At 50.9% G+C, this 25,063-nt stretch carries 26 protein-coding genes; all 26 read right to left on the reverse strand.

What is annotated here, in order from left to right:
* Positions 1 to 18: 18 nt before the first annotated feature.
* Positions 19 to 765, reverse strand: coding sequence for an acyltransferase (locus tag I8U19_RS06805; RefSeq protein WP_033100374.1), 747 nt, complete (start codon positions 763 to 765; stop codon positions 19 to 21).
* 14 nt (positions 766 to 779) lie between these two features.
* Entirely contained in the window at positions 780 to 2,093 is a 1,314-nt protein-coding gene (locus I8U19_RS06810; RefSeq protein WP_033100375.1) for a nucleotide sugar dehydrogenase, read from the reverse strand.
* A gap of 21 nt (positions 2,094 to 2,114) precedes the next feature.
* A complete protein-coding gene (locus I8U19_RS06815; protein WP_033100376.1) occupies positions 2,115 to 3,221 on the reverse strand; it encodes a DegT/DnrJ/EryC1/StrS family aminotransferase in 1,107 nt (368 codons plus the stop codon).
* 16 nt (positions 3,222 to 3,237) lie between these two features.
* Positions 3,238 to 4,263 carry a Gfo/Idh/MocA family protein gene (locus tag I8U19_RS06820; protein WP_033100377.1) on the reverse strand — a complete coding sequence of 342 codons (1,026 nt, stop codon included), beginning with the start codon at positions 4,261 to 4,263 and terminating at the stop codon, positions 3,238 to 3,240.
* A 341-nt stretch (positions 4,264 to 4,604) separates the two neighbouring features.
* On the reverse strand, positions 4,605 to 5,804 hold the full coding sequence (locus tag I8U19_RS06825; protein WP_033100378.1) for a glycosyltransferase family 4 protein: 1,200 nt from the start codon (positions 5,802 to 5,804) through the stop codon (positions 4,605 to 4,607).
* Between the two features lie 321 nt (positions 5,805 to 6,125).
* Positions 6,126 to 6,551: a 3-hydroxyacyl-ACP dehydratase FabZ gene (gene fabZ, locus I8U19_RS06830; protein WP_033100379.1), complete on the reverse strand. Its 426-nt coding sequence runs from the start codon at positions 6,549 to 6,551 to the stop codon at positions 6,126 to 6,128.
* A gap of 200 nt (positions 6,552 to 6,751) precedes the next feature.
* Positions 6,752 to 8,068, reverse strand: coding sequence for an NAD-dependent malic enzyme (locus tag I8U19_RS06835; protein ID WP_198055542.1), 1,317 nt, complete (start codon positions 8,066 to 8,068; stop codon positions 6,752 to 6,754).
* Positions 8,069 to 8,144: 76 nt separating this feature from the next.
* Positions 8,145 to 8,669, reverse strand: a complete 525-nt coding sequence (locus tag I8U19_RS06840) for a CDP-alcohol phosphatidyltransferase family protein (RefSeq protein ID WP_033100381.1) — start codon at positions 8,667 to 8,669, stop codon at positions 8,145 to 8,147.
* A gap of 84 nt (positions 8,670 to 8,753) precedes the next feature.
* A complete protein-coding gene (locus tag I8U19_RS06845; protein WP_033100382.1) occupies positions 8,754 to 9,617 on the reverse strand; it encodes a DNA-directed RNA polymerase subunit beta in 864 nt (287 codons plus the stop codon).
* A gap of 276 nt (positions 9,618 to 9,893) precedes the next feature.
* Entirely contained in the window at positions 9,894 to 10,178 is a 285-nt protein-coding gene (gene spoIIID / locus I8U19_RS06850; protein ID WP_033100383.1) for a sporulation transcriptional regulator SpoIIID, read from the reverse strand.
* A 212-nt stretch (positions 10,179 to 10,390) separates the two neighbouring features.
* On the reverse strand, positions 10,391 to 11,080 hold the full coding sequence (locus I8U19_RS06855; RefSeq protein WP_033100384.1) for a M23 family metallopeptidase: 690 nt from the start codon (positions 11,078 to 11,080) through the stop codon (positions 10,391 to 10,393).
* An 89-nt stretch (positions 11,081 to 11,169) separates the two neighbouring features.
* Entirely contained in the window at positions 11,170 to 12,195 is a 1,026-nt protein-coding gene (gene spoIID / locus I8U19_RS06860; protein ID WP_198055543.1) for a stage II sporulation protein D, read from the reverse strand.
* A gap of 265 nt (positions 12,196 to 12,460) precedes the next feature.
* Positions 12,461 to 13,756, reverse strand: a complete 1,296-nt coding sequence (gene murA, locus I8U19_RS06865) for a UDP-N-acetylglucosamine 1-carboxyvinyltransferase (protein WP_033100386.1) — start codon at positions 13,754 to 13,756, stop codon at positions 12,461 to 12,463.
* A 21-nt stretch (positions 13,757 to 13,777) separates the two neighbouring features.
* On the reverse strand, positions 13,778 to 14,506 hold the full coding sequence (locus I8U19_RS06870; RefSeq protein ID WP_033100387.1) for a YwmB family TATA-box binding protein: 729 nt from the start codon (positions 14,504 to 14,506) through the stop codon (positions 13,778 to 13,780).
* A gap of 72 nt (positions 14,507 to 14,578) precedes the next feature.
* Entirely contained in the window at positions 14,579 to 14,818 is a 240-nt protein-coding gene (locus I8U19_RS06875; RefSeq protein WP_198055544.1) for a DUF1146 domain-containing protein, read from the reverse strand.
* Between the two features lie 228 nt (positions 14,819 to 15,046).
* Entirely contained in the window at positions 15,047 to 16,567 is a 1,521-nt protein-coding gene (locus tag I8U19_RS06880; protein WP_198055545.1) for an NADH-quinone oxidoreductase subunit N, read from the reverse strand.
* Positions 16,568 to 16,571: 4 nt separating this feature from the next.
* Entirely contained in the window at positions 16,572 to 18,095 is a 1,524-nt protein-coding gene (locus I8U19_RS06885) for a complex I subunit 4 family protein (protein ID WP_033100389.1), read from the reverse strand.
* On the reverse strand, positions 18,092 to 19,957 hold the full coding sequence (gene nuoL / locus I8U19_RS06890; protein WP_198055546.1) for an NADH-quinone oxidoreductase subunit L: 1,866 nt from the start codon (positions 19,955 to 19,957) through the stop codon (positions 18,092 to 18,094). The genes I8U19_RS06885 and nuoL overlap by 4 nt, the downstream gene beginning before the upstream one ends.
* 33 nt (positions 19,958 to 19,990) lie before the next feature.
* Positions 19,991 to 20,296 carry an NADH-quinone oxidoreductase subunit NuoK gene (gene nuoK, locus I8U19_RS06895; RefSeq protein WP_033100391.1) on the reverse strand — a complete coding sequence of 102 codons (306 nt, stop codon included), beginning with the start codon at positions 20,294 to 20,296 and terminating at the stop codon, positions 19,991 to 19,993.
* Positions 20,287 to 20,793 (reverse strand): NADH-quinone oxidoreductase subunit J, encoded by a 507-nt coding sequence (locus I8U19_RS06900; RefSeq protein ID WP_033100547.1) that lies wholly within the window; start codon positions 20,791 to 20,793, stop codon positions 20,287 to 20,289. Before I8U19_RS06900 ends, nuoK begins: the two co-directional genes overlap by 10 nt.
* A 2-nt stretch (positions 20,794 to 20,795) precedes the next feature.
* Positions 20,796 to 21,248 (reverse strand): NADH-quinone oxidoreductase subunit NuoI, encoded by a 453-nt coding sequence (gene nuoI / locus I8U19_RS06905; protein WP_033100392.1) that lies wholly within the window; start codon positions 21,246 to 21,248, stop codon positions 20,796 to 20,798.
* A gap of 24 nt (positions 21,249 to 21,272) precedes the next feature.
* A complete protein-coding gene (gene nuoH, locus I8U19_RS06910; protein ID WP_052154088.1) occupies positions 21,273 to 22,247 on the reverse strand; it encodes an NADH-quinone oxidoreductase subunit NuoH in 975 nt (324 codons plus the stop codon).
* Positions 22,247 to 23,347, reverse strand: a complete 1,101-nt coding sequence (locus tag I8U19_RS06915; RefSeq protein ID WP_033100393.1) for an NADH-quinone oxidoreductase subunit D — start codon at positions 23,345 to 23,347, stop codon at positions 22,247 to 22,249. Before I8U19_RS06915 ends, nuoH begins: the two co-directional genes overlap by 1 nt.
* A gap of 3 nt (positions 23,348 to 23,350) precedes the next feature.
* The gene (locus I8U19_RS06920; RefSeq protein ID WP_198055547.1) at positions 23,351 to 24,118 is read right to left on the reverse strand and encodes an NADH-quinone oxidoreductase subunit C; all 768 of its coding nucleotides are present in this window, start codon (positions 24,116 to 24,118) and stop codon (positions 23,351 to 23,353) included.
* Positions 24,115 to 24,633, reverse strand: a complete 519-nt coding sequence (locus tag I8U19_RS06925; RefSeq protein WP_033100394.1) for a NuoB/complex I 20 kDa subunit family protein — start codon at positions 24,631 to 24,633, stop codon at positions 24,115 to 24,117. The genes I8U19_RS06920 and I8U19_RS06925 overlap by 4 nt, the downstream gene beginning before the upstream one ends.
* Positions 24,624 to 24,974, reverse strand: coding sequence for an NADH-quinone oxidoreductase subunit A (locus tag I8U19_RS06930; RefSeq protein ID WP_033100550.1), 351 nt, complete (start codon positions 24,972 to 24,974; stop codon positions 24,624 to 24,626). The genes I8U19_RS06925 and I8U19_RS06930 overlap by 10 nt, the downstream gene beginning before the upstream one ends.
* Positions 24,975 to 25,063 lie beyond the last annotated feature (89 nt).

Raw genomic sequence — 25,063 nt, forward strand, 5'->3', positions numbered from 1 at the left:
GTATATGAGGTGTGGTGGTTAATCCTGATTTTCCAATTTTTCGCGATCCGGCACTTCACGCAAAACACGTGCAGGCACCCCGACATAAACTTTGGCCGTTTCCGTATCGCGGTGAACCAAAGCACCGGCAGCAATAAAACTTTCCTCCGCCACGGTTACACCCGGCAACAGAATGGAACCGCCTCCCACGCGGGCTCCCCGTTTCACCAGCGGGCCCTTAACGAATTTAAACCGCTCTTTGGTCCGTCCCATAAAGTTATCGTTGGTTGTGGTCACGGTTGGCGCGATGAAGACGCGCTCTTCCAGGGTCGTATAGGCAGTGATGTAAGCATTCGTCTGAATTTTGGTGAAAGAACCGATTTCCACTTGATTTTCCACGGCCACTCCACGCCCGATAACCACACGGTCACCGATTGTGCATTTTTCACGGACAGAGGCCTGATCGCCGATCATAACCTCTTTGCCAAACGTGCTCCCCCGGTAAAGGACGGTATTGGCCCCGATCGTCGTTCCGTCGCCGATGGTGAGCGGCGGCAGATCGGCATCCACTTTTACCGTGGAACTCTTGGCCGGACGAGGCCAGCGCCCCAACACGCAGTTATCTGAAATATATACGTTTGATCCGATCACAGTTCCTGCATGAATGGTTACATTATTGCCAATGGTCACGTTATCGCCCAACACGACTCCTTCTTCTACGACGGAAAAGAAGCCGATGGAGACACCTGTCCCCATCTTGACTGACTCATGCACAAAGTTTTTCATGGAAAAACCCGCCTTTATAGTTTTTCGTAATCCGCTTCGATTTTTTGTACATCTTTCAGCGCATTCCGCGTATCAAAGATGACTTTCGCTTTTTTGGCAATCAATTCGTAATCAAATGCGCTGTGATCGGTCGTGATCAGGACAAGATCGGCAGACTCGAGCAATTCTTCGGTCAACGGCACGGTTTCATACTCTTTGTCTCCGGCACGGAAGGTGGAGATATGCGGGTCAACCGTCACAAAATCAGCGCGATATTTTTCAAGGAGTTGCACGATCTCCATCACCGGCGATTCGCGATAGTCGTCAATATCTTTTTTGTAGGCGACGCCGAGCACGGCCACTTTCGCTCCGTTCAACGCTTTGCCGTAGCGATTGAGCACTTTCATGATGCGGTCGACCACGAATTCCGGCATTTCATTGTTGATTTCTCCGGCCACTTCGATCAGGCGGGTGTGGTAGTTGTATTCACGCGCTTTCCAGGTGAGGTAGAACGGATCGATCGGAATGCAGTGACCGCCCAGCCCCGGTCCCGGATAAAACGCCATATAGCCATAAGGTTTTGTTTTTGCCGCATCGATCACCTCCCAGATATCGATGCCCATTTTATTGCACAAAATCGCCATTTCATTGACCAGGGCGATATTGATATTGCGGAAGGTGTTTTCCAAAATCTTCTCCATCTCCGCCACTCTGGGGCTGGAGACGACGTGAACTTCCCCTTCGAGCACCGAGCGGTAAAGCGCAGCGGCAATCTCCGTACATTCCGGCGTTACCCCGCCAACCACTTTGGGCGTGTTTTTGGTGTTAAATACTTTGTTGCCCGGGTCTACCCGTTCCGGCGAATAAGCGAGGAAGAACTCTTCTCCCACTTTCAGGCCGGTTTCCTCCAGAATCGGTTTGACCACTTCTTCCGTCGTTCCCGGATACGTCGTGCTTTCCAGAACAACCAGCATGCCGGGATGAAGGTATTTGGCGATGCTTTTCGCCGAATTCTCCACATAGGAGACATTGGGTTGCTGATATTGATCAAGGGGGGTGGGAACGCAAATAGCCACCGCATCTACATCGGAGATGAGGGAATAATCAGTGGTTGCACGAAGCAAACCTTCCGAAACCAGTTCTTTCAGCTCTTCATCCACAACGTCCCCGATATAGTTGATTCCTTTGTTCACCATGTCGACGCGGTTTGGCAGGATATCAAAGCCGATCACTTTAAAGCCCGCTTTTGCTTTTTCGACGGCGAGCGGCAAACCGACATATCCCAATCCGACAACGCCGATCACGGCTGATTTATCGTTAATTTTTTGCAGCAATGTTTTTCCGCTCATGGATCATTCCATCCTTTGCCCTTATTTGTTGTAATACGTTTTAATCGTATCGACAATCGCGTGAATGGTTTCATCGGAGAGCTCTGCATAAAGAGGCAGCGCAAACGTGCGTTTGGCCATGTACTCCGCATTGGGAATGCTTCCTTCTCCGTAACCGAGCGATTCATACACTTTCTGGCGATGCAATGGCACCGGATAGTAAACGCCGGTGGAAATTCCTTTTTCCTTCAGGTATGCCATCAGATCGTCGCGGTCTTCCGCCTGCACGATGTAAAGATGATAAATGTGCTTGCGATCTTCTGCGGCATATGGCGTAACCAGCGGAGTATCCTTGAGCAATTCATTATAAAGTGCCGCTTTTTGCCGGCGGGCATTGTTCCAGTCATCCAAATGGCGCAATTTGATGCGCAGGATGGCGGCTTGAATCGCATCGAGGCGGCTGTTGTACCCGAGCACGCTGTGATAATATTTCGGATTGCTTCCGTGGACGCGCAGGATGCGAATCTTGCTCGCCAATTCATCATCATTGGTAACGACCATCCCGCCGTCTCCATATCCGCCCAGGTTTTTGGTCGGGAAAAAGGAATAGGTTGCTGCATGTCCGAGTGAACCGATCTTGCGTCCTTTATATTCCGAACCCATCGCTTGTGCGGCGTCTTCCAGCACAAACAGGTTATGCTTTTCAGCCAGTTCCATAATTTCATCCATGTTGGCCGGCTGCCCGAAAATGTGAACCGGAATGATCGCTTTCGTTTTTTCATTGATTTTTGCCTTGATCTGATCAACATCGATATTGTAGGTTTTGGGATCAATATCGACGAAAACGGGGGTTGCTCCCAGTCTGGACACGACCTCGGAAGTGGCGAAAAACGTAAACGGCGTGGTGATCACTTCATCTCCGGCGCCAATGCCCGCAGCATCCAGAGCCAGAAGAAGCGCATCCGTTCCATTTCCAACTCCGACCGCATGTTTCACGCCGACGTAATTGGCCACTTCTTCTTCAAATGCCTTTACTTCCGGACCCATGATGTACTGCCCGCTGTCAAGCACCTTTTCAACAGCGGTTAATACTTCGCCGCGAATTGTTGCCAATTGTGCTTGTAAATCTAACAAAGGGATGTTTTTCATGGTTATCCTGACTCCTTTATTTGCGGTTTAATTCAGCCATGCGTACCGGTTTTCCGGTTTCGGCAGACTCGATGCAAGCAATCACGAAGCTGAGCGCTTTCCGTCCTTCTTCCCCGGAGACAACCGGCGTGCGGTCTTCGCGGATCGCATCCGTCATATCCTGAATGATGCACTGGTGACCGGGAATGCCGTAAGGGTCCTTTTCCACCTGCTCGATGACCGCTTGTGCTTCGTCCTCTTCCAGTCCCTCAAACTTCCATTGCTTGATCCAGTTTGCGGTTGGCCCGCCGATGATGGCCGTCCCTTTTTCCCCGAAAATACTGAGGGATTCCTCCAGATTGCGCGGATAAATGGTGACAGCCGCTTCAAGCACGCCGAGAGCGCCGTTTTTAAAACGGATGATCGAAACCGACGTATCTTCCGCTTCAATGTCACGAACACGGGTCGCATGATATGAGGAAACTTCCTCGATATCGCCCATCATCCACAGCAAAAGATCCATATTGTGAATGGCCTGGTTCATCAACACGCCGCCATCCATCGCTTTGGTTCCGCGCCAGGGTGCCTGGTCGTAATAAGCTTGATTCCGGTTCCAGCGCACGGTCGCATTGGCGTGACCCAGTTTTCCAAAAGCCCCGTTCTCCAATTGTTTGCGCAATTGGACGACAGCCGGGCGAAAACGGTTTGGATGAACGACAGCCATTTTCACTCCATTTCGCTCACAGGCATCGATCATTCGATCGGCATCTTCCAGGGTGAGCGCCATCGGTTTTTCCACGATCACATGTTTTTTCGCTTCAGCCGCCTGTACGGTCAAATCTGCATGCAGTCCGCTGGGGGTGCAGATATTCACCACATCGATATCCGATTTCAGCATTTCCGATAAATCGGTGTAACCGCGAACGTCGCCCACAGCAAACTCCTTCAGCCGCTCTTCGTTGGTATCGCAAACGGCTGCCAGCTCGGCTCCTTCCACTGCCGCTATGGCAGCCACGTGCTTTTTGGCAATATGTCCACAGCCTACAATTCCATAGCGTATCACAGAATCGCCCTCTTTTCTTATCCACAAAATCGGTCAACACGATTTACATTTTTAAGTATCGCTCATGAGAATAAAATGGTATTGAAAAACGAACAACAAAGTGGATTGTTGCGTCAGGCTCTTACACCTTGATGCAGGGGATTGAGCAAGATCGCTCTGGCAATTATCCCCCGAACGCGGATCAAACCTCTTTCGTTCCGTGACGTCAACGGAGGTCATCCGCTCTCAAAAATCCCTCTTTTCATCCTGATTATTCACAAGCATATATTACAGTAACGTTACAAACCTACCATACACTGTAACATAGTTGAAATGTTTTGGGTATCCCCACATCAAAAAAGTCATAAACTTTTCCGTTCTATCACTTCTTTGTAACACTCTTTGGTTCTGGCCGCATTCTGTTCCCAGGTCAGGGATTTGGACGCCTCCAATGCCTGCTCTCCCATTCTCCGGCAAAGCTCTTCATCCTCCAGAATTTCCCTCAAGGAAGCAGCAATGCGTTCCACATTCTCGCTCGGGACGAGCCAACCCGTCTCGCCGTTTCTCAACACCTCTGAAATTCCTCCGACATCCGTTGCCACCATCGGCCGGCCGCACCCCATCGTTTCCAGCAAAATCGACGGCAATCCCTCGCTCAGGCTGGTCAATGCGACCACATCCGCACTGCTGATCCACAAAGGGATCTCGTCATAGGGTTTTCTGCCCAAAAAAGTTACATGTGCCGCAATGCCCAATTCCTCCGCCTGCCGGGCCAATTCTGCGCGAAGCGGTCCATCTCCGACCAAATAAAGGCGGATTCCGTTTCCATCCGGAACGATTTGCTTAAACGCTTGCAAAAGAAAATGAACCCCTTTGACCGGGAGCAGGTTTCCCACAAACAACACGCTTTTTTCCCGTTCCGGCAATCCCAGTCGCCGCCGTGCTTCTTCTTTCGCCACCGGGAAGAACTGCTTGGGGTCAAAGCCGTTATAGATGGTGGAAACAGAAAGGTCCGGCCACATGGCCAGTGCTTCTCTTTTCAGCCGGTCACTCACTGCGATCACATGATCATTTCCCTGAAGTGCACGAAGCGTGCGGGCATGGACTCCCTTGTTCCGCTTTGGATAAAGCAAAATATCAGATCCGTGGATCGTGCTGACAACCGGGACTCCAAACTCCTCTTTCAATTTTGCTCCTGCATAACCATCCGGATAAATCGTATGGCAATGGATCAGGTCGAAGGAAAATTCCTCGCGGATGGAGGAAATCACTTTTCGCAGTGAATCGATATAGTAATTCCCATACTGCGAAAAGAAAAATCCACCCGGAAACATCCGTGTCGGCACATAATGGACGGGAATTCCCTCTCTTACCATCCGCCCGGGCAAACGGCGGTACCCCCGCCATTTCGGATAAAGCGGAAATGAAGGCATCGGGGCGACGACGCGAACATCTAGCCCGGCCTCTTGCAGTGCTTTTGTTTGGTTTTGCACAAAAATTCCCGCCATCGGGTTTACACCATTTGGATACATATGGGAAATAACGAGTATGCGTTTTTTCATCGTCCAACACATCCTTCAGAAATAAAAGACCAAGCGGATTTCATTTCCACTGATTCTCCGGGGGTAGATCGGGCCAAATCGGTGATAATAAGCATAACACCCCTTTTGGAGGAGAAAGGATCATGAGGAGACAAAAAATGGCGAGTGATTCGTATGACTCCATGCTCGGAATCATAAACGGGATAATGATTAGTCTTCCATTATGGGGTATTCTCTATTTCAGTCTTCGCCTTTTTCATCTCTGGGATTAACCGAAACGGACATGAGAAGGAAGGTCCTCCTTTCACGGACCTTCCGCTTTTATGTATCAAGCTCTTCCGTTCAGGAAATGGCAAACATCAATTCTCCCTCGGCCACCACTTTATCACCGATGCGGGCTGTCCCTTTCCCTTTGCCTACCCGTCCTTTGACGCGGGTCATTTCCACCTCCAGCGTCAGCACATCACCCGGCTTGACCTGATCGCGGAAACGCACATTGTCGATCCCGGCAAAGAACGCGATTTTGCCGCGATTTTCCTCCAAGCTGAGAACCGCAACCGCTCCCACCTGCGCCAATGCTTCAATGATGAGAACTCCCGGCATCACCGGATATTCCGGAAAATGGCCGAGGAAAAAAGGCTCGTTGATTGTCACATTTTTCACACCGATTGCTTTCTTTGCCGGCTCAAGGTGCGTGATCTTATCGACCAGCAAAAAGGGGTAGCGGTGCGGAATAATTTCCTGAATCTGCTTTGCATCAAGTTCCATGATCAAACTCCTTTCCATTCTCAGGGCTTTCCGGCTTCAGGCACTTGTCATCATTATAACGAATGGGCCCTGGAAATACCAAGGGAGCGGCGCCCGCAAAATGGGCGGATTTCTTACAAATGAAGGTGCATTTTCCCAAACAAAAAAGACTCCGGCATCTGAGCAGGAGCCTCTTTTCTTAATGCTTTCATCAATCATCTTCAATTTTTTTGCGAAGCCACCTGTTCCACGGCGCGGGCCACTCTTCGATGCACTTCCGGATCAAGCGGGTGAGGAGCCAGTTCTCCTTCGCTGGTGCAATCGGCGATAGCCTGTGCCGCCGCTACCAGCATCTCATGGGTGATATCACGTGCGCCGGCATTGAGCACCCCGCGGAAAATTCCGGGGAATCCGAGAACATTGTTGACCGAACGCCCGTCCGCGGCAAATGCTGCTCCCGCTTTCAGGGCACATACCGGATCGATCTCCGGCTTCGGATTGGAAAGCGCCAGAATCACCTGCCCCTGACGAATCATCTCCGGCTTGATCAGGCCCGGAACGCCAGTGGTTGCCACGACGATGTCACATTTTTCCATCAACTCTTCCAGTGAACCGAGCGGTGTGCCACCGTATTGCCGCAAACGGTCGAGCGCGGCTGCCTGACGATCCACCCCGCACATCTCTTTAACTCCATAAGCCATAAACATGCGGCAAATGGCCAGTCCCGCCGCCCCCAGACCAATCTGTCCGACGACTGCGTCCCTCAGTTCAATTCCGGTCGCACGACAAGCCGAAATCGCTGCGGCAAGAGTGACAACGGCCGTTCCGTGCTGGTCATCATGCATGACGGGAATCGGGAGTTCCCGTTTCAGGCGTTCTTCGATTTCAAAGCAATGCGGGGAACCGATATCCTCCAACAAAATGCCACCAAAACTGTGACTGATGTTCTTAATCGTGCGAACCACCTCATCGGGATCGCTGGTGTCAAGCAAAATCGGGATACCGCTGATTCCGGCAAAGCGGTCAAATAATGCCGCTTTCCCTTCCATCACCGGCATCCCGGCCAGCGGTCCGATATTTCCCAATCCCAAGATGGCCGTACCATCCGTCACAATAGCCACAGTATTGCCGATGCTTGTATAATATCGGGCTTTCTCCGGCTCTTCCTGGATTACGCGGCAAACGTCAGCCACACCAGGGGTATACACCCGGCGCAAGTCAGCCAGTGAGCGTATATCCAACTTGCTGACCATCCGGATTTTCCCACCTTCGTGCGCTCTCAGCACCTCATCTGAAACTCCGTGCACATAAATGCCGCCTCCAAGTGCTTCGATCGCCCGCACAACCACTTCCAATTGTTCATCGCTTTCAAATTGAACCGTGATATCACGAACGGTGGAGAGCGGTCCGATTTTGATAGTGGTAATATCCCCGATATCTCCGCCGGCCTGTCCGATCGCAGTGGTCACTTTGCCCAAATTGCCCGGTCTGGAGGGGGTTTCTACGATAATAGTACGTGTAATATTTCGTGCCGTCATTGGTGCACCTCCCCATTCCCTTATCATACAAAATCTCTTTATATAAAAAAAGAATCGGTTTTATTTTCGCCGATTCTTATTGCATCATCCGTCCATTGACCGTTTTCAATTGCAGCATATAGATGAGCGAAGTGATATAAGAGAGCACAATCACCGACCACAAGAACGTTTCGGCATTCGGCAAGTCGAAAAGAAGAAGGAATAATGTCAAATAGAAAAGAACGGTTGTCAGCTTGCCGAAAATGTTGGCCGGAACCGTTTTTTTACCGCGAAAATGAAAAATCGCCGAGCAGACGATCATGGTAAAATCGCGGAAAAAGATCGCAAAAGCCGCCCAAAAACTGATTTTCCCCGAAATCAGAAGCGACAGGAAAATGGCGATCATCATCAGCTTGTCCGCCAACGGGTCTAACATAATTCCGAGCTGGGTAATCTGTTTGGTCTTGCGCGCTAAGTATCCATCCAACACATCAGTCAAACCTGCGAGAAGGATAATCCCAACCGCCCAGTACATGTGGCCCGGCAAATCCGAAAAGAAAACGAACAGATACAAGGGAATAAAAACAAAGCGAACCAACGTAATCAGATTGGGCAAATTCACCAGGATCCCTCCTCACAGTTACTGATTTTCACACGATCCCCTCTTCCGAAAAGAAAAGCTCCCGTCTGTACAACCTCGACGGGCCTATTTCGTAAAGAGCAAATCATAGATATGGTTCCACATGCTCATATTAAAAAGATCGCCTGCCGGTTGATCCCCGATCACCGTATGACCGATGATGAATCCTACAATCAAGACCACAACGATCGTAACGGGGAACCACAGGATTTTGGCTATCCGCGCCAGGTTTTGGCTCGAAGATTTTTTATCTTCTTTTGCATCTTCCCCAAAACGTTTATCCTGTACACTTGGTTTCTCTTTTGCTTTGGTTTTTTCTTTTACCTTGGGCTTTTCTTTCTGTTCCTTCGACTTTGGTTCTTCTTTTTCTGCTTTTGCGTTCGATTCTTCTTTTTTCGGAAGCGGTTCTGCTTGAAAGACAGGTTTTTTAACTTCCGTTTTAAACTGCGCCTGTTCTTCGCTTTTGGTTTGCTTGGGATCGATCAGGTACTCCTTAAAGTCAATCGGAGTTAATGTGTCTTCGATCGTAAGCTCCCGCTTGGCCGTCTGCGTTGACTCGGCAGAAGAAGCAACTTCCTTTTGCGGGGTTTCCCCTTCTTTGGCCAGGCCCGCTTTCCCTTGCGGCTTGGAGAGAGGATCTGCATCCTCTTTCGGAGAAGATTTCGGCGAATTCCCGGCAACGCCCGCCGTACTGGATTCGTTTCCATCTTCTTTTTTGGGAGAAACCGCCTCATTTTTTTTGCTTTTGGCCAAGATCAGTTCTATATCCTGCTCTTCCTCTTCGTCTTTGCTCCATTTCAGCTTTCCGACGGGCAAACGCGTCATTTCTTTGGTTTCCGAAGGCGAGCTTTTTTCTTTGGTTTCCTGTCCGGGACTTTCAACCGTTTCCGACTTTTTGTCAACTGGGGTTTCTTTATTTGGATAACTCATCTGCATTCCTCTCCAAAGGCTTACTTCTCCACATTATGATTCAACCATCTATAAAAAGCTCGTCCAAAGCAAAACAACAAGCAATTGATAAAATCCAGCTATGTTCATAATAGAATATATCGTAACTATTAACATAAGTCTACACTTAGAGCTGGAGGAGTTTGAACGTTTCTTATACAGAAAAGAGCACCGGAGACTGTCAGGCCACCTCGCAAAATGAGATTTTCTCTCTCTTTTTTTAATCTTATGTAATGCGTCCGGTGCCACAGGAAAATATTAAACTTTCAGTGAAACTTCCCCTGATTTATTTTCCTTATTCCGCTTATATTTGATCTTTGTCGCTTCTCCTCCTCGAATATGGCGAATGGACTTATGATATTCCAAAATTTCCTTCACCTGATTCGCTAAATCGGGATTGATTTCGGGAAGCCTCTCCGTCAAATCCTTATGCACGGTACTTTTGGAAACGCCAAATTCCTTGGCGATCATTCTCACGGTATTGCGCGTCTCCACAAAGTAATGCCCGATCTTTATGGTCCTTTCTTTTATATAATCATGCACCCGCCGTGCCCCCTTTCATTCATTTGGTACATTATATTGACAGGGGGTAGGGGTTATTCTTTCGAAACGCGCTGAGACAGGCATAAACAAGCTATTTTTTATGGGTCGCGGCAGCCTCCGCTCCTCCCGAGTTGCTGCCCCGTTTTCCCCCCTCCGGCTTCACCATTTTATGGATACAAAAAAACGCCCTCGTTTTTGAGAGCGTTTCGCCTTCAGGAATTTGGCAGATATTCAGCCGGATTCATTGCTTGATGATCCTTGTTTCTGACTTCAAAATGCAAGTGGATGCCCGCTTCTCTTTCAAAGCTGTTCCGGCCTGCTGTGGCAATCACCTGTCCTTTTTTCACCATTTGCCCTTTTTTCACCTTGACTTCTTTCAGACTTTGGTAGACGGTCGTAATCCCGCTGTCGTGTTGGATTTCGATTTGGTATCCCACAACCGGATTCGCTTCAACACGAATAACCTTTCCTTCCAATGCCGCGACAACATCAAATGACTTCCCGTCTTTGCGGGCAAAGTCAATCCCGGAATGCGGCCAAAAGGAATTGGCATATTTGACCAGCGAAGCTTCCCGCTCCTTTTCGGAAGCCGCTTCATCATAAAAACCCATCGTCTTCACCGCATGCGCATCCGGGGCAATCGGCAACACGAAATCATCATCTGTCGGATTGGATGGAATCGGCTCCATCGGCAGAGATTGTTGAACGGTGCGTTTTGTTGTCTCGGTCACTTGATGAACCCGATAATCCTGATACCACCAAGCAATAGCTAGAATCAGTGCTGCCGCGGTCAGGTAAACGGCCGGGAAAAACCATTTCTGGGCAAATAATTTTTTCCACTTCAAACGGCGCTTCGCTTTTTCAAAGTCAGAAACTTGATTTTTTGGTTCCTCAGGTTTCATGAACAATCACCTCAGGAACCATTGTCGACCTCGAAATCTCTTTTTATACCCAAGCCTGCAAATTTTTGGTATATTCCCCGAACCCCTCTTTATCCGACACTTGAAGAATCGGGGATCGGGCTGATATCCACGCCGTGATAGTAATATTTGATAATTTGCTCCACCTTTTTCCCCTGTTTTGCCATCATGTTGGCTCCCCATTGGCTCATGCCGACCCCATGCCCGTAGCCTTTGGTGGTGATCTGCACGCGATCCCCCGTGATTTTCCAGGAAAAATCAGAGGATGGGAGATTCAGCGCTTCCCTTACTTTGCGGCCGCTCAATAACTTGTCCCCCACCCTGACCTGGGCCACACGATTGCTCTGAGTCCGGTTGGTCACTTTTAACAGAGGCTCCCCGGTCGAGGCAGACAGGCTGATTTTAATGCCGAGCGACTTTTCCAGCTTTCCGATCAATTGCGTCAATGACATGCTTTGCTGCTGCAAAAACTTGGGAGAGGTTTCATCCCAGGGCGACGAAACGCTGCGCAGATAAGGGTACTTCTCGTTGAAATAATCCTCGGAGTTTTCCGTCTGCCCATTGCTTGTCGAGAAAAAAGCGGCATAAATCGGTTTTCCCTGGTAGGTGATAATCTCTCCTTTGGTAGCCGCAACCGCTTCGGAAATCCTCTTCCAATTTTGCTGATACTTGTTTCCCCATTCGCGATGCAGCTTTTCGTTTGTCGTATACACCTGGTGCTGCACCGTATCGGTGACATAGGCGCTTTTCGCTTTTTCTCCCCACTCAGCCATATCCTTGAAATTTCCTTTTTCCATCCGGTCGACGATATACGTTCTGGCCGCCAGCGCCTGCGCCTTTAATGCTTCCATGGCAAAGTCGGCCGGCATCTCTGAAGCAACCACTCCGCAGACGTATTGCTCCAGGGGGATCTCGACGACGCGTTGTTCCTCCGTCAAAAAAACCCGCACCTTCCACTTTTGCTCATCTACGCTCTTTGTTGCACCGGAATCCGCCAATGTGGGAGAGGAATCCGATCCGATCCACACCAACACAGCCGGAATGACGGTAATCACCAGCAACAACCCCAGAAAGACAAACAGGTATCCCTTATGCAAGCCGCTTTCGCCTCCGTTTTTTGTATAGTGCCGGTATTGGGTTACTCCATCTCCTGAGTACCGATTAAATCACTATTAAACTATGAAAAGCGGAAAGCGGTTTAGAACAAAAAACAGAATGTAACCGATGGGTGAGGACATTGGCAAGACAAACCGGAACGCAGGAAAGTCAAGATGAGTCACATCCCGCCATGCAATCGCGCTTTGATAGAAAAAAAGAAAAGCGACCACCTTTCACACGGTGATCGCTTTCCTGTTACTCATTTCAGGCAAAGGATTTTTGTTTGAGATGACTTGCTTCTTCCACGGGTACGCGGGCGATCTTGGCCCCGAGTCCCCGCAGCTTGCCCACGATGTCCACATATCCGCGGTCGACGTGATGCAGTTCGGTCAGCTCGGTGATCCCCTCGGCTGCCAGTCCCGCCAGGATCAGAGCGGCCCCCGCACGCAGATCGGTCGCTTTCACCTGCGCTCCGGACAGCGGTTTCCCGCCGTCGATAATCGCAGTCCGACCGTCGATTTTGATTTGCGCTCCCATCCGTTTAAACTCTTCCACATGCATAAAGCGATTTTCAAACACGGTTTCCGTCAGCAGGCTGGTCCCTTTTGCCGTCAGCAGCAGCGCCATCATCTGCGACTGCATATCGGTGGGGAATCCCGGATAAGGAAGCGTTTTGACATCGGCCGGTTTCAAATCTCCGTCAGCCCGGACATGAATGCCGTTTTCCCCGTCCAGTACATGGACTCCCATCTCGCGCAATTTGGCGATCAACGGAACGAGGTGATCGGAAATGGCTCCCTCAACGAACACCTCACCGCGGGTAATCGCAGCTGCAACCATGTATGTTCCCGCTTCGATGCGGTCGGGAATGACGGTATACTCCGTTCCGCGCAAGAAATCCACACCGTCGATGCGGATTTCATCGGTACCGGCCCCCCGCACTTTCGCTCCCATCGCATTGAGGAAATTGGCCAAATCGACGATTTCCGGTTCACAGGCGGCATTTTCGATAATGGTGCGCCCTTCCGCCAGCGTCGCGGCCATCATGATGTTTTGGGTCGCCCCCACACTCGGGAAATCGAGATAGATCGTCGCACCTTTCAGCCGGTCGGGGACATACCCTTCAATAAAGCCCTGTCCCGTCTCAAACTGAACCCCCATCGCTTCAAATCCCTTGATGTGAAGATCGATGGGACGGCTACCGATTGCACACCCTCCGGGGAGCGGAACACGTGCGCGTTTTTTGCGAGCGAGGAGAGGCCCCATGACCAACACGGACGCTCTCATTTTGCGCACCAAATCATAAGGTGCTTCGGTGGAGATCATTTTTTCCGCATTGATCACGACATTGTCTTCATTCAGCGTTACGGCAACTCCGAGGCGCTTCAGCATCTGCGTGATTGTTTTGACATCCTCCAGCATCGGTACATCCAGAATCGAAATTTCCCCTCTGGAAGCCAGGATCGATGCCGCAATCAACGGAAGGACGGCATTTTTTGCCCCGTGAACTTTTACTCTGCCTCTTAATCTCGTCCCACCCTGAACAATAATTTTTTCCATAGCTCTTCCCCCCCATAAGACCTAATATTCTATGGTGATAATCGGAGTTCCTAATGTCAATATCAAGCGATGAGTGTCATGGTTCATCCGTGCCGCAACCTGTACATTCATCACTCCACCGCCTGTCCGAATGCCGCTGGAGAGTAGGGGAGAAAACAAGGATAGGCTAATGGTGCGGTCTGTCCGCATCTCTTCCACTTCTCTTGCTTTAAGCATCCGGGTTACCCGGGTCAACAAGTTTTCAGCATCAGTATGCCCAACCGACGCGGTACCTTGTACGGAAAAATGATAAGAAGGGATGATTCCGTTTTCTCGCAAAACCTTCGTACAACGGTCACGCGCTTTTGCAAAATCAGCCCCGGGCTCCCCCTTCCCGATCAGTTGAAGGGAAAGATACGGCCGAACCTTATCGCTGGACGGCTCATCGTTGATCATAACCCATTGCACCAGGAGATCCGGTGCAATCCATCCCGTTGCCGTATATCGGATTCCGTCTGTTTCTGCATTTTTTTTCAACGAAGCTGTGCCTAAAGAGACTTGGAGCTTCCCAGCCAATTGGTCCATTCTCTCTTTCGTCATTGCATCCGGTGTACGGCTTCCAAAATGGAGCACATAAAGCTCCGGACGTCCACCGACAGAATGAAAAACCTGCAGCAATTTTTGTTCCGGTCCCAATTTCATCTGGGAACCCATCAGCAAGAAGGAAAACAACAGCCAAACGGTTGCTTCAATCAACCGAAATTTCCTCATCATCCTTCTCTCCCATAAATTAATATTATTCCCATTTTTCGCATTTACGGGAGAGAATATACCCATGATCCCCTAAAAGAGCTGCCCCAGCAGTTTGGACCAACCCAGATAATCGATGAAGAAGGTGGCGAGCTGATGACCCAGGACCAAGGCCAAAATCACATGAAGAGCCTTCACTGCAGTTGTTCGCCCTTTCTTGAAAATGACTTCGAGGCGAACTCCCGTCAGCACCCACCAACAGACCAAAATGCAGGCGAGCGAAATGAGTATGTCCACCAGAGAAGAAAGCGCCAATTGCGTCGCTCCATCCATCATATGCACTCCTTCAGGCACATGTTCTCACATGGTATCATGGTACAAAAAAATGAACGGTCGCGCAAAGTTTTTTTCTGATTGGCAAACAAATTTCGATTTTCGCCTGCCTGTTTTCCCGACGCTTCACCCGGAATTGCCGGTAAAGTCGGCTGTTCTCAAGGCATTCCGCAAAAATACCCCGCTTCGTCCGACCAGGAAACGGGGTATTTTTTGTCCCGATCACCCTTATTGTCGAATCGCATTTTGCGCCTGGGCAAATGCGGAATGCCAATCGATTTTGCCCAATTCGTGCAGGAGAAGGTCGGGAAACAACCCGAGCGCCAGCGTTCCGGCAACCCCGATCGCCAGAACGGCCCAGGCTGCCCAGGAAACGCTTACCCTGGGGGCGGCAAGATCCGGCGCCCGAAAATACATCTGGCGTATAAACTCAAAGTAGTAATAATAGGAAACAATCGTTGTCAAAATCATGGCGGCTGCGAGCCAGGCCTGATTGCTGCCGACGGCGCTGGTAAGCAGGTAAAACTTACCGAAAAAGCCGGCTGTCACCGGAAAACCGGCCAACGAGATTAAAAAGATGGTCATGACACCTGCCAGCCAGGGAGAGCGGCGGGAAAGTCCGGCAAAGGCGCTGATCTGGTCGTTTTTACAGCTTTTTGCGATGCAATCAGCCACAGCGAATGCCCCTGCTGTCATGAACAGATAAGCACACAGGTAATAGAACAGGCTGGGAAACAGATCAAAGCCTACAAATCCCAGCGTCGAGAGCGGAACCAAAACATACCCCGCCTGGGCGATACTCGAATAGGCGAGCAGACGTTTGGCATTGGTTTGCCGCAGCGCCGCCGTATTGCCGATAATCATGGAGCAGGCCGCCAAAATCATTAACAGCCATGAGACAATTTCATTCCAGGCTCCCGTGCTGACCAACGGGAGATAAGCGATCAGGAGAACCCGGGCCACAAGGGCAAACGCAGCTGCTTTGGAGACCACGGCCAGAAAGATGGTAACGGGTGTCGGGGACCCCTGGTACACATCGGGCGTCCAGGTGTGAAACGGAGCGGTGGCAATTTTGAAGCCAAAGCCGACCATCATCAAAAAGAGCGACACATAGATATATGCCTGATCTTGCGTTGCCACCATTTCCACCATTTTTCCCTGAATCGCAAACAGGTTCGTGGCTCCCGTCAATCCGTACAAAAACGACATCCCGTAGAGGAGAAAGGCCGAAGACACCCCGCCCAACACGACATATTTCCATGCCGCTTCATTGGAATGCCGGTCGCGTTTGTTTATGCCCACCAATATGTACGAGGACAGACTCAGCAATTCCAACCCCACATACAGCGCGAGCAGATCAGCCGACGAAACCATCATCATTCCGCCCAAAAGAGCTGCGAGCAAAAGTATATAGTATTCGCCTTTCGGTTTGGGCTGTTCATTCTTCCCCCCGGCAAGGGAAAAGAGGATCGTCAGTCCTCCCCCGCCCAGCAGCAGGGCTTTGAAAGCCAAACTGAAAGAATCGACCCGATACGAGTCATTGAGGATCTGATAGGGCGGATGTCCAAACTCCATTCCGACGCTGACGCCCGCAGCAATCACGGCAAGCAGGCCGAGCCAGCCGATCCAATTGCGCGATGTCGATTCTTTGAGCAATAGCTCAAGTATCACAAGAAGGGCGGCGGCAGAGACAATGATCAGCTCCGGAGCCATGACCCTCAGATTAAAATCAAGCAATGTATGTTCCATGTCCCTACCCTCCGATCTTCGCTACCAGATATTGTAAGGTATGGTGCATCGGTTCGCCGAGCGCCGCCGGGTAAATTCCGATCAGCACGATCAAACCGACCAGCACGAACATGGGGACGCTTTCCTTCGCTTGGATGTCGAGACTGTTGAGATAGCGTTCCTTCAGCGGGCCAAATGTCGTTTGCAACAGAAATCTCAATACATAAACGGCGGCCAAAATGAGGCCGAGCGCTCCCACCGAAGCCACAATGGGACGCACTTTAAACAAACCGAGGAAGGCGAAAAATTCGCTGATAAATCCCGACAATCCCGGCAACCCCAACAAAGCCAGCGCACCGACCATCAAAATCCCAGAGAGGACGGGCATCGTTTTGGCCAATCCGCCCAAATCGTCCAACAGCGTCGTTTTGGTGCGATGGTACAAACTCCCAACCAGGAAGAAGAGCAGGGCGGAAATTAACCCGTGGGAAACCGCCTGGAAAATCGCCCCTTGCAATCCGATTTCATTTAAAGATGCGAGCCCGAACAACACGATCCCCATATGACTGATGCTCGAGAAGGCCAGCACGCGTTTCAGTTCCCTTTCCACAAAGGCCAGGATCGCGCCGTACAAAATATTGACCAGCCCGAGAATGGACAAGACAGCAGCCGCTTCCTTCATAAACCCCGGGAATAGGCCCACCCCGAACCGGATTAAACCATAGGCCCCCATTTTGAGAAGAATCCCGGAGTGGATCATCACCACAGGCGTCGGCGCTTCCACATGCACCCGCAGCATCCAGCTGTGAAAGGGAAAGATTGGCAGTTTGATGCCAAACGCGATGAGCAGGCTTATGAAAATGAGCCAGAGCATCGTTTGCGCCTGCGGTGGCAACAATGCCATCTGAGTGGCCAGCTGGGCCATGCGTTCCTGTAAAACCGAATAATCGAGTGAGCCGAAAAAGAGGAGCAGCCCGACCATGGCAAAAAGCAGGAACCCGGAACCCAAACCGGTATAAAGCAAAAAGTGGTTAGCCGCCTTCTCCTTGCCAAGGTAGCCCCAGCCGCCAATGAGAAAGAAGGTGGCGATTAACGTCACCTCAAAAAAGATGAAAAACAGGAACAGGTTTGCCGCCAGAAACACCCCTGCCATCCCCGTCTGCAAAATCAGCAGGAGCGCATAATAGGCTTTTGTCCTCTGTTTGATATAAAGGGAGGCAACCGCCGCCAATGTGCTAACGATACAGGTGAGAACGACCAGTGGCAGCGACAACCCATCAACGCCCATGCTGTAATGAAACTCCCAGGGCATTCCACCGAAAATCGGAATCCGGAACCAGGTAACGGACTTAAACCACTGCATTCCGTTCAACGCCGGATCGAATCGCTGATACATCACAATTGCCAAAATCAGCGATGGAATCGTGCTCAAAATCCCGACGAAGCGGTGCCCTTTTACCAGATCACGGGGAAAAAACAGCAAAATCACCGCACCGAGCAGTGGAAAAAAGGTGACGAGCGTTGGCAACCAATCAACCCAACTTGTCATGGAAACAACCTCCCCGCTGTCAAACCGACAATCAAGATCACAAATCCGATCAAGCTAATTAAAACGTAGGTCTGCGCTTGCCCGTTTTGCAGGCGGGATCCGATTCTTCCCACCAGCTGGGCAATCCAGGCGCTCAGGTAAACGAGCCCGCCAATGAGAAAGCGGTCAAAACCGGTCAGTATCCAGCCCAGTCCCTTCAGCGGCCAGACAAGCACGGCCCGGTAAAGCTCATCGAGGTAATACTTCCGATAAACGACCTGATATGCCCAAGGGACAGACTTTGCCACCCGTTCGGGGCTGATCCGCTCTGAGGCGTACATGGCATAAGCGAGAAAAATGCCGGCGGCCGCCACAACAATCGCCACTGCCGAGATCCACACCGGCGCATGCTCAAGCGAAATGGTGGCAGTACCGGTACGGGTCAGCCAATGTGCCAGCCGGTCTCCGGGAGTGTTGAAAAACCCGCTGATGATCGACATAAAGGCCAAAATCAGAATCGGGACCATCATGACCCGCGGCACCGGCTCCCTGTTTTTCTCTCCTCGCGCCTGTCCCGCAAATACCATAAAGAAGAGGCGGAACATATAAAAAGCGGTGAAGAAGGCGGCAAGCACCCCGACGATGAACAAACCGGTTCGCCCGTCGGCATACGCCGATTCCAAAATCTCATCCTTCGAGAAGAAACCGGAAAAAGGCGGAATTCCCGAGATCGCCAAACATCCGATCAAAAAGGAATACCCCAGCCATCGATGTGTTTTCCACAATCCGCCCATTTTTCTCAGATCCTGTTCGTGGTGCAGGCTGACGATCACTGCACCTGCGCAGAGGAAGAGAAGGGCTTTAAAAAAGGCATGTGTCATCAGATGAAACATCCCTGCCACATAACCCGTTGATCCCAATGCCAGCATCATATAGCCGAGCTGGCTCACTGTCGAGTAAGCGAGCACCCGCTTGATATCATTTTGCACCACACCGATCGTCGCAGCGAAAATCGCCGTAAATCCGCCGACATAGGCAACGACGTTCATCGCCTGATGCGAAGCGGTGAAGAGGAAAAAGAGATCTGCCACCAGATAGACACCGGCGGCCACCATCGTCGCAGCATGGATCAGCGCACTGACCGGAGTCGGGCCTTCCATCGCATCCGGCAACCATGTGTGAAGCGGAAATTGCCCCGATTTTCCGACAGCGCCGACAAAAATCAAAATGGCGGTCAGGGTGATGATCCCCGGGGTCAGTTTACCGTTCAGAACCGCCGCTTTTACATCCATCACCTCAAAACTGCCCACATGCCAGTAGAGCAAAGCGATGGCGATGAACAAACCGACATCCCCGATCCGGGTGACCACAAACGCTTTGCGGGCTGCCTCCTTTGCTTCCGGCTTGAAATACCAGAAGCCCACCAATAAAAACGAGCAAACGCCCACTAATTCCCAGAAAAAATAGATTTGCAGCAAATTAGCCGACATCACCAGACCCAGCATGGAGAAGGTGAACAGGGTTAGATAAGCATAAAACACGGTAAAGCGCTCATCTTTCCGCATATACCCGTACGAATAGAGATGAACGAGAAAACTCACACCGGACACGATCACCAGCATCAGGACATTGACCGGTTCCAAACGCATGCTGAGAAAAACGGCCTTTTCCCCGAGATGAAACCACGGTATGCTCCATGTGATCGTCTGCCCTTTGCCCAAACTCCCCCACAGGACCGGCAGTGTGACGGCAAATGAGGCGAAAGTGGCGATAATGCCGATTCCCGCCGCCGCCTTTTCCCCCCAGAACCTCCTGCCAAAAATCAACAAAAGGAAAGCGAGGAAAGGAAAGAGGGGAATGAGGAGTGCAACTTGTGCGCTCATATGAAATCCTTCCTTCTCTTGAGATTTTTGCGCTTAACCTTTCATCGAATCATAACGGTCTGCTTCCGCCGATTGCACATTGCGGTACAGCGCGATCAAAATGGCGATCCCCACGGCAGCTTCCGCCGCGGCTATCGTTATGGTGAACAGGGTAAAAACCTGTCCGGTCAAACCGGGGAACAGACCGAATTTGGAAAAGGCGACAAAGTTGAGATTCGCTGCATTTAACATCAACTCAATGCAAAACAGAACGATAACCGCATTCCGCTTGGTTAACACCCCGTACAGGCCAATGCTGAACAAAATGGCCGATAATGCGAGATATGATGTCAGCTGCATTCGTTTTCCTCCCTCTTAGCCAAGATCACGGCCCCTACCAGCGCCACAAGGAGCAGGATGGATGCCACTTCAAAAGGAATGGCGTATTCCTTGAACACCGCCGCTCCCAACTGGTGGATGCCAAAATCCTTCGGATTGCCCTGGCCACTGAGGAGCGGCGTGCGATAAATCGTCCACATCAACACTCCCAAAAAGCAGGCAACACCGATAAAGCCGATTACCCCCTGCCAGCGGGCGACGGCGCTTTTTTCTTCATACCGGTGCTTGGTCAACATGATGCCAAACAGCATGAGGATCGAAATGGCTCCCGTGTAGATCAGCACCTGGATCACCGCCAAAAACGGTGCATTGAGCAGGAGATAAATGCCGGCGATGCTGAAAAAGGTAAAGGCCAAAGCCAAGGCCATATGCATCACGCGCTGCATGTTGATCATAAAAACGGCTCCGCCAATCGCCATCACGGATAAAACAAAAAAGGCGATAAATTCGCCAGACAGGTTCATGTTGTTTTACCTCCCGGCTTCTTGATCAGATTGGTGCTGTTTTCGCTGCGGATATTTTGGTTGTTTTCATGGAGCCACCGGATGTCCTTGAATAATTCATCGCGGCTGTACACGGCAAGTTCATAGTTGTTGGTCATGACAATCGCTTCCGTCGGGCAAACTTCCGTACATAAATCGCACAGGATGCAGATTTCAAAATTGATGTCAAAGGTATCGAGGACTTTCCCTTTTTTCTCAGGGTCCGGATTTTTTTTGCCGGTCAGTTGAATGCAATCGGTCGGACAGATGCGGGCACATTGATTGCATACGATGCACTTTTCCGGGTCCAGGTACTGAATGCCCCGAAAGCGGTCCGGCATCTTGAGCGGCTCGTCCGGGTAACGGTAGGTAACTCTCGGTTTAGTCATATTCTTCAGGGTAATTCCCAACCCCTTCACCAATCCCAACACCACTGATCCCTCCTGTCGTATCGATTAATAAAAGTGCCCGATTCCCGGTACTTCTTTCAGCACCGCTGTCAGGAAGATATTGAAAATCGCCAGCGGCAACAGTACTTTCCAAGCAAACTGCATCAGTTGGTCGACGCGAATGCGCGGCATGGTCGCCCTGAGCCAGAAGAGGAAAAAGACGACGAGCAAAAATTTGAGAATAAACCAGATGATCGGCGGGATTATGGTAAGTCCGAACGGGGCATTCCATCCGCCGAGATAAAGAACCGTGGTCAGGCTGGCCATCGCAAACACATACACGTATTCCGCCAGCATGAAAAAGGCGAAGCGGAATCCGGTGTACTCCACGTGATACCCGGCAACCAACTCCGATTCAGCCTCCGGCAAGTCAAACGGAGTCCGGTTGAGTTCGGATACGGCAGCAATCAAAAATACGAGAAATCCGATGATTTGCGGAAAAATAAACCAGACGTGCTTCTGGCTGTGAACGATATCGTTCAGGTTGAGGGAACCGGTCGTCATGATGATCCCGACCACCGACATGACCAGCGGGATCTCATAACTGATCATCTGCGCCGCCGAACGCATTCCGCCAAGGAGCGCATATTTGTTATTGGATGCCCATCCACCGACCATAATGCCGATAATCGTGATGCTGGAAACAGCCATGTAGTAAAGCAAACCGACGGCAAAATCAGTGAATTTCCATGTCTCGGTAAAAGGAATGACCGCAAGAACGGCAAAAGCCGGCACAAACGCTATGGCAGGTGCCAGTTTGAAGAGAGCGCGATCAGCCTTTTCCGGTATCACATCCTCTTTGATCAGCAGCTTAAACACATCCGCCACCGTTTGCAGCATTCCCCAGGGTCCCACACGGTTGGGCCCGATGCGGTTCTGCATCCAGCCGATCACCTTGCGTTCAAACAGGATCGCATATGTAACAAAGGCAAGGACGATCACCAAAAGCAGGACCGGGGCCAAAATCGCCAGCAGGCTCATCAGCAGTCCACCTCCCCGAGCACAATGTCGATTCCGCCCAATATCGCCACCAGATTGGAGATATTTTCCCCTTTTAGAAGAACGGGAAGAATCTGCAAATTGTAGAAGGAAGGCCGCCTGAATTTCAACCGCCACGGTTTGTCTTTCCCTTTGCTCACAATGTGGCAGCCCAATTCTCCGCGCGGGGATTCGATTCCGACGTAAATCTCACCTTCGGGGACGCGCAGAACACGCGGTACTTTGCCCATGATGGAACCGCCTTCCGGAAACTGGTTGACTGCCTGCTCGATAATTTTGAGCGACTCCACCACTTCATTCATCCGGCAGAGATATTTATCATACAGGTCTCCCGTTTTCCCTGTCGGCACATCAAACTCAAACCGACTGTAAATGGAATAGGGCTGCTTTTTGCGCAGGTCCCAGTCGATCCCGGTCACGCGGAGGTTCGCTCCGGACAAGCCGTACTGGATGGCCAGTTCCTTGCTGTATACGCCCACACCCTTGGTCCGCGAGATAAAAATTTCATTACCCGTAATCAGAGCGTGATAATCCCGCATCTGTTTTTTCATATATTCCACAAAGGTTCCCACTTTTTCAATCCATCCCGGCGGTGCGTCCCATTTTACACCTCCGACGCGCATGTAATTATACGTGATCCTCGCGCCGCAGAGTTCATTGAACAGATTCAGGATCTCTTCCCGATCCCGGAAGGCATAAAGAAAAGGGCTCATCGCACCGACATCCAGCAAGTAGGTTCCCATCCACACCAAGTGGCTAGCGATCCGGTTCAATTCCATCACGATCACACGCAAATATTCGGCCCGTTCGGGAATTTCCAGCCCCATCAATTGCTCAGTGGCATGAACGATGGCATAGTTATTTGTCATCGCGGACAAGTAGTCCATCCGGTCGGTATAGGGAATGATTTGCGTATAATTCAGGTCTTCTGCCAGTTTTTCCGTCCCCCGGTGCAAGTAGCCGATCACCGGCTCCGCATCGACGATCATCTCCCCGTCGATTTTCACGATCAAGCGCAGGACACCATGTGTACTCGGATGTTGGGGACCGACATTCAACAGCATCTCTTCCGTCCGGAGCAAGGATTATACCTCCTTATCAAGCGGTTCGTAATCTTTTCTGAGCGGATGCCCCACCCAATCATCCGGCATCAGAATTCGCCGCAAATTCGGGTGATTTTCAAAGTGAATCCCAAGCAGATCATACGCTTCCCGCTCATTCCAGTCAGCCGCTTTCCACAAATGGGAAACGCTCGGCACTTTCGCTTCGTCCCGCCCGGTCTTGACCCTTACCGCGATTTGATGACCATGCGCAAAGGAATAAAATTGGTAAACCACTTCCATATGCGTCTCATAATCCACTCCCGATAACAGACGCAGATAATCAAACTGGAAGCTCTCTTCCTCCTTCAGCAATTGCGCAAGAGACAGCCAGTGCTCTTTATCCACAACCAGCGTCGGAATATGGCTGCCGGCGCGATTGATATACGCCTCCTTGACCGCCCCTTCTCCCAACCGGTCTTTCAGCAGCCGGAGAAAACGGTCCAATTGCGGCTGTAACGGTGACGGTTCCTCCGGTTTCTTCTCCGCTTTCTTTGCCGCTGGCCTCGGTCTCGCACCTGCTGCCGGCCGCGCTTTGCCTGCCCCGGCTGCTCTCGGTGCGCGCGGAACGGAACTCTTCGGCGGCAAACCCGGCTTAGCCGTCACCGGTGCATCGCTTTCTCCTGGTTCTGCCTTTACCGGGTTGTTTTCCTCTCCCTCTTTTTTCTCTGTTTTTGCATCGGCGGAAGGCTCAGGCTGCAATTCCTTTTCCTCTTTTGGCAACTCCTTTTCGTTTTGCTCTTCATGACTCATCCGTTGGTCACCTTCTTCCCGTGCTTGGCCTCATAGCGGATTTTTTCCTGCAATTTGTGAATGCCGTAGATCAGTGCTGCCGGGTTGGGCGGACAACCGGGAATATAAACATCGACCGGGACAATTTGATCTACTCCTTTGACTACTGAATAGGACTTCACATAAGGCCCGCCCGCCGTCGCACAGGAACCCATGGCAATCACCCATTTCGGTTCCGGCATCTGATCATACAGCCGTCGCAGCAGCGGCCCCATCTTTTTCGTAACAGTCCCGGCGACGATCATCACATCCGATTGACGGGGAGAGGCACGAAAAATCACACCAAACCGATCCAAATCATAATGCGATCCGCCGGTTCCCATCATTTCAATCGCACAACACGCCAGGCCGAACGTCAGCGGCCACAGCGAACTGCTGCGCGCCCATGCCTTGATCTGCTCCAGGTTGGTGGTAAATACATTCCGCTTCAGCTCTTGTTCTTCAAACGGGGTGAAGTTTTCAAAGTTCACTTCCATTCCAACACCTTCTTTTTCCAGGCGTAGAGTAATCCGATGACCAAAAAGAAGACAAAGATGACCATTTCCAGGAGCATCATCAGCCCCATGTCCGACCTCAATGCGTTGTAGCTGACGGCCCAGGGATATAGGAATACCGCCTCCACGTCAAAAATGACAAAAAGAAGGGCAAACAAATAATAGCGGACATTGAACTGAACCCAACTGTCCCCGGTCGGATCAACCCCGCTCTCATAGGTGACGGATTTATCCGCTGAAGGATCGTGCGGCCGCAGCAATCTTCCCACGGATAACGCCACCACCGGCAAGGCGATGCCGACCACAAAAAAAACGGCAATCATGATGATGCTTGCGTCATTGTGCAAACCGATCCACCCTCCTCCGGGTAAAACTTCGGCAAAAAAAACCAAGGAGCGCCTTGGTCAACATC

It is taken from the genome of Thermoactinomyces sp. CICC 10523, from assembly GCF_016055105.1.
GTDB classification, from domain to species: domain Bacteria; phylum Bacillota; class Bacilli; order Thermoactinomycetales; family Thermoactinomycetaceae; genus Thermoactinomyces_A; species Thermoactinomyces_A daqus.